14 protein-coding genes are annotated in these 12497 nt (G+C 38.7%); 5 read left to right on the top strand and 9 right to left on the bottom strand.

The annotated features are described in order from the left end of the window. Position 1 precedes the first annotated feature (1 nt). On the bottom strand, positions 2 to 322 hold the full coding sequence (locus tag CYO92_RS07240; RefSeq protein ID WP_054196551.1) for a hypothetical protein: 321 nt from the start codon (positions 320 to 322) through the stop codon (positions 2 to 4). A 77-nt stretch (positions 323 to 399) separates the two neighbouring features. Between CYO92_RS07240 and CYO92_RS07230 the strand changes: the two genes are divergently transcribed. Continuing rightward, on the top strand, positions 400 to 951 hold the full coding sequence (locus CYO92_RS07230; protein WP_103589386.1) for a tetratricopeptide repeat protein: 552 nt from the start codon (positions 400 to 402) through the stop codon (positions 949 to 951). A gap of 24 nt (positions 952 to 975) precedes the next feature. Here the strand turns inward: CYO92_RS07230 and prfB are convergent, their stop codons facing one another. Further along, positions 976 to 2076 (bottom strand): peptide chain release factor 2, encoded by a 1101-nt coding sequence (gene prfB, locus CYO92_RS07225; protein ID WP_103589387.1) that lies wholly within the window; start codon positions 2074 to 2076, stop codon positions 976 to 978. A gap of 120 nt (positions 2077 to 2196) precedes the next feature. Here prfB and panC point away from each other — a divergent pair, with 120 nt between their 5' ends. From panC to tilS, 3 genes are read left to right on the top strand one after another with little or no spacing between them, the layout of a single operon-like run. Then, the gene (gene panC / locus CYO92_RS07220; protein ID WP_103589388.1) at positions 2197 to 3018 is read left to right on the top strand and encodes a pantoate--beta-alanine ligase; all 822 of its coding nucleotides are present in this window, start codon (positions 2197 to 2199) and stop codon (positions 3016 to 3018) included. 2 nt (positions 3019 to 3020) lie between these two features. Continuing rightward, on the top strand, positions 3021 to 4331 hold the full coding sequence (rimO, locus tag CYO92_RS07215; protein WP_103589389.1) for a 30S ribosomal protein S12 methylthiotransferase RimO: 1311 nt from the start codon (positions 3021 to 3023) through the stop codon (positions 4329 to 4331). Next, positions 4328 to 5317, top strand: a complete 990-nt coding sequence (gene tilS / locus CYO92_RS07210) for a tRNA lysidine(34) synthetase TilS (RefSeq protein ID WP_103589390.1) — start codon at positions 4328 to 4330, stop codon at positions 5315 to 5317. Before rimO ends, tilS begins: the two co-directional genes overlap by 4 nt. 48 nt (positions 5318 to 5365) lie before the next feature. Here tilS and CYO92_RS07205 read toward each other — a convergent pair whose 3' ends face one another. Further along, positions 5366 to 6292, bottom strand: coding sequence for a ribose-phosphate pyrophosphokinase (locus tag CYO92_RS07205; protein ID WP_072594149.1), 927 nt, complete (start codon positions 6290 to 6292; stop codon positions 5366 to 5368). A gap of 227 nt (positions 6293 to 6519) precedes the next feature. Here CYO92_RS07205 and CYO92_RS07200 point away from each other — a divergent pair, with 227 nt between their 5' ends. After that, a complete protein-coding gene (locus tag CYO92_RS07200; RefSeq protein WP_087579994.1) occupies positions 6520 to 6879 on the top strand; it encodes a DUF488 domain-containing protein in 360 nt (119 codons plus the stop codon). A gap of 9 nt (positions 6880 to 6888) precedes the next feature. Here CYO92_RS07200 and CYO92_RS07195 read toward each other — a convergent pair whose 3' ends face one another. Genes CYO92_RS07195 through CYO92_RS07170 form a run of 6 tightly spaced genes read right to left on the bottom strand, consistent with a single transcriptional unit; the run spans position 6889 to position 12492 of the window. After that, positions 6889 to 7713: a pyridoxamine kinase gene (locus tag CYO92_RS07195; protein WP_103589391.1), complete on the bottom strand. Its 825-nt coding sequence runs from the start codon at positions 7711 to 7713 to the stop codon at positions 6889 to 6891. Then, a complete protein-coding gene (locus CYO92_RS07190; protein WP_103589493.1) occupies positions 7714 to 8580 on the bottom strand; it encodes a radical SAM protein in 867 nt (288 codons plus the stop codon). A 46-nt stretch (positions 8581 to 8626) separates the two neighbouring features. Continuing rightward, positions 8627 to 9649, bottom strand: coding sequence for a uroporphyrinogen decarboxylase (hemE, locus tag CYO92_RS07185; RefSeq protein ID WP_103589392.1), 1023 nt, complete (start codon positions 9647 to 9649; stop codon positions 8627 to 8629). Positions 9650 to 9692: 43 nt separating this feature from the next. Further along, positions 9693 to 10247, bottom strand: coding sequence for a YqhA family protein (locus tag CYO92_RS07180; protein WP_103589393.1), 555 nt, complete (start codon positions 10245 to 10247; stop codon positions 9693 to 9695). A gap of 16 nt (positions 10248 to 10263) precedes the next feature. Beyond that, the gene (locus tag CYO92_RS07175) at positions 10264 to 11289 is read right to left on the bottom strand and encodes an aspartate-semialdehyde dehydrogenase (RefSeq protein ID WP_085657435.1); all 1026 of its coding nucleotides are present in this window, start codon (positions 11287 to 11289) and stop codon (positions 10264 to 10266) included. A 48-nt stretch (positions 11290 to 11337) separates the two neighbouring features. Continuing rightward, positions 11338 to 12492, bottom strand: coding sequence for a sigma-54-dependent transcriptional regulator (locus tag CYO92_RS07170; RefSeq protein WP_103589394.1), 1155 nt, complete (start codon positions 12490 to 12492; stop codon positions 11338 to 11340). Between the last annotated feature and the right edge of the window lie 5 nt (positions 12493 to 12497).

Here is a 12497-nt window from a genome sequence, read left to right as displayed (position 1 = left end):
TTCAGTCCCTTATCTTTCCCATTATATAGTAAGTTGTTTCATTTATCTTTTTTAGCTCCATTTTATATTTATTAGCCCAGTTTTTTATAATCTCATCAACTCGCTCTTTTATTTCATTAACGGTAGCTACATTTTTTATCTTTAGTCTATCTTCACTTCCACTCATCGCCACAAAACAAAGGTGTGGCTTTAAATGATCATTTAGTTCAATTATGCTCTTTGGCAAAAGACCATCAGTATTGTTTAAAATTCTACACATTTGAGCAGTGGTCGTTTCATTGACGTTATAGCCAAGCTGGATTAAAAGTGCATTATGATCCATATCGTTCCTTTTGCTTAAAATTTTCGGGCATTATAAGATAAAATTGGATAAAATCGCCTAAATTTTCAAGGACAAATATGAAAAAATTTATCATTTTTGTGTTTAGTGTTTTGCTATTTTGGGGATGTTCGTTAGATCAAATTTCACAAAATTTTGGCCTTAGCGAGCCACCACTTGATCCAGAGGTCGAACAAATAGCAGATGCTATATATCTATACAATGAAGGTAACTATCCAAAAGCTTGCAAGAGATTTTACGACTACGCAAAAGATGGAAATGTTCTAGCCATGCAGCAAACTGGCATTTGCTTTCGTGACGGCAAAGGCTTTAGCAAGGATATCTTAAGGGCACTTTTTTGGTTTGAGACAGCTGGCAGATACGGCAACATAGACGGACTAAGAAGTGCTGGATATATATACGAATACGGCCTTGGGGTCAATAAAAATTTAGAAAAAGCGATATATTTTTATGAAAAAGCTACAAGCCTTGGCTCAAGCGAGGCTAGCTACGATCTAGGGCTTATCTATCTAGGCAAAAATGACTATAAAAAAGCTAGAATTTATCTTGATGAGGCTTGTTTTAAAGACAAAGAAGAAGCTTGTGCAAAGCTAAAAGAGATAAAATTTTAGTTCTCATCTCTTTTTATAAATTTACTACGCCTCAGCCTTTTGAGCGATCAAGACGCCTTCTATCATCTTTTTGATATCTCCATCAAGTATCGCATCAGTTTGTGAGTATGCCTCGCCGCTGCGGTTGTCTTTTACTTGCTGATACGGGAAAAGCACATATGATCTTATCTGATGCCCCCAGCCGATCTCACTCTTTTCGACGCTATTACTCGCTTCTTGCTGCTTCATCAGCTCAAGCTCGTAAAGGCGTGATTTTAACATTTTCATCGCTGTAGCTCTATTTTTGTGCTGACTGCGGTCGTTTTGGCACTGCACGACGATGCCAGTTGGTATATGCGTGATGCGGATGGCAGATTCAGTCTTGTTTACGTGCTGACCGCCTGCGCCACTAGCTCTATAAGTATCTATCTTTAGATCTTTCTCTTCGATCTCGATCTCTATATCATCATCTATCTCAGGGCTTACCATGACACTTGAAAAGCTTGTATGACGGCGCCCTGCACTATCAAATGGGCTTGTACGAACGAGCCTATGGATACCATTTTCTGCTTTGAAATATCCATAAGCATTTTCACCTTTTACAATAAAGCTCACGTCCTTTAGCCCTGCCTCATCGCCCTCTTGAAAGTCAAGAGTCTCGACCTTAAAACCCTCGCGCTCGCAAAATCTAAGATACATCCTATAAAGCATACTCGCCCAGTCGTTACTCTCAGTGCCACCAGCTCCAGGATGGATCGATACGATCGCATTTTTACCATCATCTTCGCCACTTAAAAGCATAGAAATTTCAAGATTTACTATCTTTTCATCTAAATTTTTAGCGTCATCAAAGAGAGAATTTATAGTCTCTTCGTCATTTTCAGAATTTGCTAGCTCAAAGAGCTCCTTTGCATCACTTACTGCCTGGTTGGCATCGTTAAATTTTGCAAGCATATTTGAAATTTTTGTCTTTTCTTTATTTAGCGCCCCAGCTCTTGCGATATCTTGCCAAAAATCAGGATCTTGCTCAGTAGCCTCGATCTCTTTTAGTCTAGCCTTGATCTCTTCAGGCTTTACGATAGAGCCTATGTTTTCAACTTTTGTTTGTAGCTTCTTTAAAAGCTCGTTGTATTCGTAACTATCCAAGTTTTTCTCCAAAAATTTTTGCCGATTTTAGCCAAAAGTTGCTTACATTTTTAAATTTACGCCCTTTTAATCCTTTTTTGTTACAATGCCAAGTTAAAATTTCAAACAAAAAGAGTCAAAATGCAAATCATAAGAACTATAAAAGAACTTGAAAATTTCGTCTCTAGCACAAGCGCAAAGATCGGTTTTGTGCCGACCATGGGCGCACTTCATGACGGACACGTTAGCCTTATTAAAAAATGCGTGAGCGAAAATGAGATAAGTATCGTCTCAACATTCGTTAATCCAACTCAGTTTTTACCAGGTGAAGATCTAGACAAATACCCAAGAAACGAGCAAAACGACATTAAAATTTGTGAGCAAAATGGCGTTAGTGCTATTTTTATACCAGATGCTGGTGAACTTTACTTTGAAGATGAACCTCTAATCGTCGCTCCAAAAAAATTTTCAGCCATCTTAGAGGGCAAAACTAGGCCAGGCCACTTTGATGGCGTCTTAAGGGTGCTAAACAAGCTATTTCGCCTAACTCGTGCAAATAGCGTTTACATGGGCAAAAAAGATACACAACAATTAATCATCGTGCAAAACATGATAAAGACATTTTTTCTTAATACCAGCCTAGTAGCTTGCGATATCGTTAGAGAGCCGGACGGACTTGCACTTTCAAGTAGAAATGTCTATATCTGCGACGAAGATAAATGTAATGCTCTAAGGCTTTCAAGATCGCTAAATAAAGCACAAAATTTGATCCAAAACGGCGAGGAAGACACAAGTGAGATCAAAACAAAGATGCTTGAAGTGTTAGAGCCATTAAAGGTTGATTATGTCGCCATTACGGATAGAAATTTAAATGAAATTTCCAAAATAGAAAAAAATAACACCATCATTTTAGTAGCAGCTTACGTTGGTAAAACTAGGCTAATAGACAACATCTGGATCTAAAAATGCCAAAACTTCACTTAATTTCACTTGGCTGTAACAAAAATTTAGTTGATTCTGAGATCATGCTTGGTAGACTGCAAAACTACGATATCACGGATGATATCAGCGATGCTGACGTCATCATCGTAAATACCTGCGGCTTTATAAAATCTGCCAAAGAAGAGAGTATCCAAACCATACTTGAAATGCACGAAGCCCGCAAAAATGGCTCTTTGCTGGTAGTGACTGGCTGTCTTATGCAGCGCTACAAAGACGAGCTTATGAAAGAGCTGCCTGAAGTTGATCTCTTTACTGGTGTGGCCGACTACGACAAGATAGATGAAATCATCTTGAAAAAGCAAAATTTATTTAGTCCGCAAACTTATCTGCAAGCAAATGAAGAGCGTGTGATAACTGGCTCAAACTACCACGCCTACATCAAAATTTCAGAGGGCTGCAACCAAAAGTGTAGCTTTTGCGCGATACCGACATTTAAAGGCAAGCTAAAATCGCGCTCGCTTGAAAACATCATAAATGAGGTCAAAAATCTAGTCAAAAAAGGCTACTACGACTTTAGCTTTTTATCCCAAGACTCAAGCTCATATATGCGCGATCACGGTATTAGCGACGGGCTTATAAATTTAATAGATGAGATAGAAAAGATAAAAGGCGTAAGGAGTGCTAGGATACTTTACCTCTACCCAAGCACGACCAGCAAGGAGCTAATTGAACGTATCATCGCTTCGCCTGTCTTTCACAACTACTTCGACATGCCCATCCAACACATCAGCGAAGACATGCTAAAGATAATGAAGCGTGGAAGCGGTGCTAAAAAGATAAAAGAGCTTTTAAATTTGATGAGAAATGCCGAGAATTCATTTTTACGAACTGGTGTCATCGTGGGACACCCGGGCGAGAGCGAGGATGATTTTGAGGAGCTTTGCAAGTTTTTAGAAGAGTTTAAATTTGATAGAATTTCCGCCTTTGCCTACTCGAAAGAAGAAGACACTGCCTCTTTTGAAATGGAGCAAATCCCAGCTAAAATCATCTCAAAAAGACTAAATAAGATAGAAAAGATCACTAAAAAAGCGATAAATGAGAGCTTGCAAAAAGAGCTTGGTAAGCAAATTTATGCTTCTCTTGAGGGCGAAAGTAGCGAGGGAGAGATGTTTTACGCGGCCAAAAAAGATATCTGGGATAAAGATATAGACGGCGAAATTTTAATCAACGAAAGCGACTTAAAAGAGCTTGAGATCGGCTCGCTCTATCTTTGCGAAGCAAGCGACGTGGTCGATCAAAAACTGATCGCTAAAATCATCAAAAAAGCAAAATGATAAGTCAAAATGTGCGAGAAAAGCTAAGCTCAGGTGCAAACCTGCTTGCATTCTCGCACGGCATCGACAGCACTGCACTTTTTTACATTTTAGAAGAAGCTGGGATCAAATTTGATCTAGCGATGGTTGATTACAATGTTCGAGAGCAAAGTAAAAGTGAGATAGAAAGCGCAAAAGATCTCGCAGATAAATTTGGTAAAAGAATTTATACCAAAAGCATTTTTTTAGATAAGTCAAATTTTGAAAAAAACGCGCGCGAGGCGAGATATGAGTTTTTTGATGAAATTTGCCAAAAATTTGGCTATGAAAATTTGATCCTAGCGCATCAGTTTGACGATAAATTTGAGTGGTTTTTAATGCAGCTTAGTAAGGGTGCTGGGCTAAAAGAGCTCTTTGGCATGAGCGAGCTTGAAAAGAAAAAGCACTTCTGGCTAGTTAGGCCGCTTTTAAATTTACGCAAAAAAGAGCTTCAAAACTATCTTGATGAGAGAAATCTACGCTATTTTATCGATGAGACAAATTTAAAAGGCGAGTTAAAAAGAAGCTTCATGAGGCTAAATTTTAGTGAGCCATTTTTGGATAGATATTTTAGTGGCGTAAAAAAAAGCTTTGAGTTTTTAGAAGCCGATAGACAAATTTTAATACCAAATATCACAAAAATAAGTGATGAAATTTTTATCATAAAAAATGATAGTAATGCGATACGAGGCGTTGATATGGCGGCAAAAGAGCTAAACGTACTTCTAAGTAAAGCTCAAAAAGATGAGCTAAGTGCAAATTTAGCAAAGCAAACAAGCGTGGTGCTAAGTGGTAAGATCGCTGTCGGATACGCAGATACTTACCTTCTAGTAACTCCATTTTGTAAAACAATAATGCCAAAAATTTTTAAAGAGAAGGCTAGAATTTTAAAAATTCCAGCTATAAATAGAGGCTATCTTTTTTCTATAAATTTTGATTTATCAAAATTAAATTCTAATAAGCATTGAAAGATTTGGCTTTTACCTAAAATACTTCCAAACAAAAGCCAAAATCAATTAAAATAAGCTATTTACGCTTTCATTGTGATATACACGGCGTATCACTTCGCCAAATAAAGAAGCAGCACTTAGCACTTTTATACAAGGTAGCTCCTCTGCTAGAGGGATCGTATCTGTTACCACCAACTCATCCAAAAAGCCTAGTCTTAGCCTATCGTAAGCTGGCCCACTAAGGACTGGATGCGTGCAAAATGCCATAACGCTAGTTGCGCCACGCTCTTTAAAAATTTCAGCTGCTTTTACGATCGTGCCAGCCGTATCGATCATATCATCAACTAAAATCACATCTTTACCATTTACGTCGCCGATTATATTCATCACTTCGCTCTCGTTTGCTTTTTCGCGGCGCTTATCTACGATAACCATGTCAAGATTTAGATTTTTAGCTAAGGCTCTAGCACGAGCAACGCCACCTACATCAGGGCTTGCAACGATTGGATTTGGTAAATTTTTAGCTCTTACGTAGTCATTAAAAATAATACTTCCATAAAGGTTATCAACCGGAATATCAAAAAATCCTTGAATTTGCCCTGCATGAAGATCCATGGTGACGACCCTATCGATACCTGCTGTTTGCATCATGTTTGCCACTAGTTTTGCAGTGATCGGTACTCTAGGAGCTGCTTTTCTATCTTGTCTAGCATAGCCGAAATACGGCACAATCGCTGTTATAGAGCTTGCACTACTGCGTCTTAAAGCGTCAGTTAAAATAAGTAGCTCCATTAAATTTGTATTTGTCGGTGCACATGTTGGCTGAATGACAAAAACATCTTTTCCGCGCACGCTCTCGCCGATTTGCACGCTGATCTCTCCATCGCTAAATCTTTTTATGCTTGCCTCGCTAAGAGGAAGTGAAAGATATTGCGAAATTTTCTTTGAAAGCTCAATATTAGCCGTTCCTGAGAAAATTTTATAGCCTCTCATAATGATAACCCTTTTAGTGATTTTTATGTTGGGATTTTATCAAAACGAGCTTTAATTTAAATTTATTCTTTTTAGGACTATTTTATAGCCCTAGTTTAATTCTTATCACCACAATCAAAAATTTGAGCTTTAATTTTACAAACCTTAAAATTTAAACAAGTATAAAAAATATAAGATAAATAAGAATATTTTTTTATTTATAAACATTATAGGACTACAATCACAACATGTTTAAAGCTTATAGAATTTATGATTTTATCAAAGATGATAGTTTGGATATGAAGGCGGCTTTTGTTGATAGACTCTATCCAAGAGGCATAAGAAAAGAGATATTTTCAAATTTCCTTTGGTTAAAAGATATCACACCAAGCACTGCTTTAAGAGAGTGGTTTCATGAAGATAGAGAAGCCAGATTTGATGAGTTTTGTGAGAAATTTGAGCTCGAGCTTGATAATGAAAAAGCGCAATCTTGCTTTAAAATGCTAAAAAAACTAGAAAAAGAGCATGGCGATATAGCACTTCTAACAGCTAGCAAAGATATAAATCTTTGCCATATCGTTGTGTTATTAAAAATTTTAAATAAGTAGTTTGCCAGCCTATTTTGCAAGAGTGCCAAGTATCTTTTCAAACTGCACACCATACCATGTGCGGCTCTTATCTTTTAGCGTGATTTTAATGCTGCTAAGCACAAAGTTTGCTGCCTTTTTGATGGCATTTTGCATGCTTTCGCCATTTACTAGCGAGCCAAAAAGCACAGAAGCAAATATATCTCCAGTTCCACTCGTGTGAAATGGCAAAAATTCGTGAAAATACTCTACCTTCTCTTTTGTCTTTGTGTCGTAAGCTATGATGCCACATTCATTTTGCTTGTATCTAATGCCCTTTAGCACAATCTTTCTAACTCCAAAGCTAGCTAAGCCTTCAAGCAACTCTAAAATATAATCTTGCTTATAGTCACTGCCTAAAAACGGCATCCCGCACATAAAGCTTGCTTCAGTTATATTTGGCGTGATGACGTGAGCCTTTGTGCAAAGCTCACGCATTTTCATAACAAATTTTTCATCAAATCCATGGTAGAGCTTGCCATTGTCGCCCATGCAAGGATCTACAAGTATTAGTGAAGTAGAGTCATTAAACTCATTAAAAATTTTCTCTATCAGCTCAAGCTGACTAAAGCTACCTAAAAATCCGGTATAAATTCCATCAAATGCGATATTTTCTTTGTGCCATACTCGTGTTATTGCGTCAAATTCATCAGTCAGATCACGAAATGTGAAATTTTTAAAGCCAGTATGAGTCGAAAGTAGCGCAGTAGGCAATATGCACGCCTCAATGCCTTGAGCGCTAATTATTGGAAGTGCAACGGTAAGGGAACATTTACCAACGCACGAGATATCTTGTATTGTAAGGATTCTTTTCATTTATGCTCTTAGTTTGTAAAATTTTACCCCAGCAACATCGGCTAGATAAACCACATCTTGTTGCAAGAGCTTGTTTAAAATTTGCTTTGAGTGCTCTGAGAAATTTTCTTCAACATTTGCGATAGTTTGCGGACGACGCCTTAGCATTTCTAAAATTTCTTCCTCACTAAAGTTATACTTTTGCTCTATTTTGTGAGCTTTAGCTATATTAACCGGTACACCACTTATCTGCTTGGCTAGCTCCTCTAGTTTTTTGGCATCTACACTCTTTACATTATAAGCTGGTGGACGATCTATCGTGCCAATATCCACTCGGTGCGGAGCTATCTCATTTATCGCCACATTAAGTGCTTCAAACTCACTTTTTTTGTCGTTAAATCCAGCCACGACTAAAATTTCAAGCACAAGCTCGCCAGTAAATTCCTTGCGAAATTTAGCCATTGCTTTTATAAGTTCATTTACTTCTATACCACTTTTATTGCGGTCTATCTTTTTAAAAGTGCTTTGCACCGCGCTATCAAGGCTAAATTTCACTATATCAAGCCCTTGCAAGGCTTCACAAATTTTTTGATCTCTTACACCTGAGCCATTGCTTAGAATAAGTGTTTTTGCACTACCTTTTAGCTCATTTACTTTTGCTATCAGCTCTTTTAAGTACGGGTAAAGAGTTGGTTCGCCATTTGCCGTAAGTGTGATGACATCGATGTTTTGATGAGTTTTTAATGCTTCTTTTAAATCGTTTATGATCTCATCAACGCTTGGCGGATTTTCTATCACTTCAACCGGCTTTGCGCCACTTAGCTCACAATAAACACAGTCAAAATTACATGATTTTTGTTTAGGGCTTAGATCGATGCCTAGGCTCATGCCAAAACGGCGAGAATTTATCGGTCCAAAGACGATGCAAGGCTTGTTACCTTGCACTTTTTGTCTGCACCTGTTTTATAAAATATTTTGCATTCTCAACTGGCACATCAGGCAAAATTCCATGACCAAGATTGAAAATATGAGGCACGCCTTTCATCGTGCTTAAAATTTTATCCACGCCTTCATCTATCGCCTTTTTGCTATAAAGTCTAGTTGGTTCCATGTTTCCTTGAAGGACATATCTTGGGCTAAGTTTTGCTTTGGCTAGCTCGATCGGCGTACTCCAGTCAACGCCAAAAACATCAAATTTGCCTGAAATTTTATCCAAATAGCCGCTTATACCTTTTGGAAAGACGATGACTGGAATTTCTGGAAATTCAGCCTTAACGCTATCAACTATCTTGTTTATGTAGTTAAATCCAAACTCAAAATAAGCCTGCTCCTCAAGTGCGGCTGCCCAGCTATCAAAAATTTGCACCGCATTTACTCCAGCTTTTATCTGCTCTTTGATGTAAAGGATGAGAGCTTGCGTCACTTTTTCTAAAATTTGATGCAAAAATTCTGGATTTTGATAGAGCATTTTTTTGCAGACCGCATAAGTTTTACTGCCACCACCCTCGATCATGTATGTAGCTATCGTCCAAGGTGCGCCGCAAAAGCCAATGAGCGCCTTATCTTTGGCTAAATTTTCTCTTGTAAGTTTGATCGTATCATAGACGTATGCTAAATTTTTAGTCGATTTTTCGATACTTAGCGCGTCAAGTGCGGCTTTATCACGCAAAGGCTCTGTAAAAACTGGACCCTCGCCCTTTTCAAAACGTAGATCCATGCCCATTTCAAGAGGCACAACCAAGATATCGCTAAATAAAATCGCCGCATCAACGCCAAGAATTTCAACTGGCTGAAGCGTGACTTCGCTAGCCTTTTTGTAGTCCTTGCAAAGAGATAAAAAATCCCCTGCTTGCGCGCGTACTCGCATATACTCTGGTAGATATCTACCAGCTTGGCGCATCATCCAAACAGGCGTATAAGGGGTAGGTTTTTTAAGGCAGGCGTCTATGAAAATCATCAAATTTCCTTTAAATTTTTAAAGGGATATTACCTAAAAATAGCTAAAGAAAAGATGTAGGAGAAATTTTAAGCGTAAAAACGCTTAAAATTTTAGTGATCTCCTTGTGAAGGAAGTAAAGTCCAAGGCAAAGTGCTAGGATAGAAGCCGCAAGATATGCCATTTCAAGCGGTGTTGTAAAGCTTGCGTGAAGCACCCTTTGGAAGAAATTTACGATTAAGACCATGACGATCACTTTGCCAAGCTTGTCTTTTAGCTCATCAAGTGAATGCACCTCAAGCACCTTGCTCTGCTTTGACTGCTTTAACTGTGTGATCTCTGAGATGAAAAGCTCGTAAATTCCAAAGCTAAATATATAAAGAACAAGTGCCATCAAGTATAGATCGATCGCTCCAACTATCTCGCCAACGACCTCTGAGTGGAAATTTTCAACGTGAAAATCTGCAGCAAAGAAATATTTATAAACCTCTAAAAGTACCTTGCCGACGTCGTAACTTGCGATGATAAAAAGCACGATCGCACCTAAAAGTCCAAAAACTACTGGAAAAAGTGTAAAGCTGTTGCTAGCAAGCAAAATTTTTTCAAATATCTTACGCAATAAGAATCCTTTTTATTTACTCTTGCATCGCGATCCACTTTTGCGCGATCCTGACGGCATTTGTCGCAGCTCCTACGCGGATCTGATCGGCACTACACCAAAGATGAAGCACATTAGGTCTGTAATTATCAACTCTGATCCTGCCGACATAAGTCTCATTTGTATCGCTTGAAATGATAGGCATCGGATACTCTTTATTTGCCGGATTATCGACTACGACGACACTTGGAGCTTTGCTTAAAATTTCTCTCGCTGCATCCGCACTTACATCCTTATCAAAGTGGATAGTGATCGCCTCTGAGTGGCTTCTAAGCACTGGCACACGCACACAGGTAGCGCTAACTTCGATATCTTTGTGAAGAATTTTTTGCGTTTCATTGACCATTTTCATCTCTTCTTTTGTGTAGTCGTTATCCAAAAAGACGTCGATGTGAGGGATCACGTTTAGTGCTAGGCGGTGCGCAAATACCTTTGGCTCACACTCATCAAGCTTAAACTCAAAGAATTTTTGCATCTGAACGACAAGCTCTTCCATGCCCTCTTTGCCAGCACCGCTTGCTGCTTGGTAAGTAGAGACATCGACTCTATTGATACTAAAAGCATCGTTTAGTGGTTTTAAAATTTGCACCATTTGGATAGTCGAGCAGTTTGGATTTGCGATGATACCGCGATTTTTCCACATAGCTATATCACTTGGATTACACTCTGGCACAACAAGAGGAATGTCTTTATCCATCCTAAAATGGCTGGTGTTATCGATGACTACTGCGCCACTATCAGCTGCAAATTTGGCAAATTTCTCTGAGACTGAACCGCCCGCACTAAAAAAAGCAATATCAATCTCATGCTCACTAAAAACCTTTTCGGTTAGCTCTTTTACTTTGTAATATTTGCCATTAAATTCGATCTCACTACCAGCACTTTTTGCGCTAGCAAGCGGCAAAAGCTCTCCAACTGGAAACTCAACCTCTTCCATCACTCTAAAAAGCTCTTCGCCGACCGCTCCAGTAGCACCAACGACTGCTACGTTAAATTTTCTCATCTGCTCTCCTTATTTTTTTAATTTTCGTAATTTTACTTAAATTTATGGCTATTTTTTGCTTCTGGCTTGTAAAAATAGATCTTTTGGCAAAATTTCATCACCCTCACTTAGTATCGCTGCACGCTGTACGACTGAGATGAGCTCTCTTATGTTGCCTGGATAGTCATAGCTCAAAAGTTCCTCTTTTGCCAATTTTGAGAAATTTTTAGCCTCAAAGCCATACTCTTTGCAGCACTTTTCTAAAGTATCCTGCGCGATAGGCAAAATTTCATCCTTTCGCTCGCGAAGTGGCGGTATAAAAAGTGGGATTGTGTTTAGGCGGTAAAAAAGATCCTCTCTAAATCTGCCCTCCTTCATCGCAAGCTCTAAATTTGCATTTGTAGCGCAGATAATGCGAACGTCTATCTTTTCGCTCTTTGTAGCGCCAAGTCTTGTTATCTCGCGCTCCTGCAAGGCACGAAGCAGCTTTGGTTGTAAATTTATAGGCATCTCGCCGATCTCATCTAAAAATAGCGTTCCTCCATTTGCCAGCTCAAACTGCCCTTTTTTGGTAGTCGCAGCATCAGTAAAGGCACCCTTTTCAAAGCCAAAAAGCTCACTTTCTATCAAATTTTCAGGAATCGCCGCCATATTTAAAGCAACAAATGCTGCATCTTTTCTAGGTGAGTTTGCGTGGATAAATTTAGCAAAGACCTCCTTACCAACGCCGCTTTCGCCACTAAGCATTATTGAAGCATCGGTTCTTGCAGCTTTTAGTGCGATATTTAGCGTCGCTTCAAGTGCCTTTGAAGTGGCTAAAAAGTCGTTATTTTCGCTTTTTATTTCTATTTTTTTTATAGTTTTTGGAGTTTTTTGCTTAAGAAGCTCGACCCTTTTTATCGCCTCGTAAAGCGTTGAGACGTCAAACGGCTTGGTTAAAAAGTCCTTTACGCCGAGCCTAACGCTTTCTATCGCCTTATTAAGTGTCGCGTTTCCTGTCATTATGATGACGTCAAATTTGCCATTTAGTTCTTTAATGAACTCAAGTCCGTCCATCTTTGGCATGTTTATATCGGTGATGATTAGATCAGTGTCATCGCTTAGCTTTTTTAGGGCTTCAACTGCGCTCTTATAGCTTTTTATATTTAGCTCTTCATACTCGCCAAGTGCGATCTCAAGCGACTTTCGCATATTGATGTCATCTTCTACTATGACGATATTCATTTGAT

The sequence above is a fragment of the Campylobacter concisus genome (assembly GCF_002913715.1).
Classification (GTDB): Bacteria; Campylobacterota; Campylobacteria; order Campylobacterales; family Campylobacteraceae; genus Campylobacter_A; species Campylobacter_A concisus_AG.
Note: the sequence above shows the minus strand (reverse complement) of the source record. Positions and strands in the feature narration are given on the sequence as shown.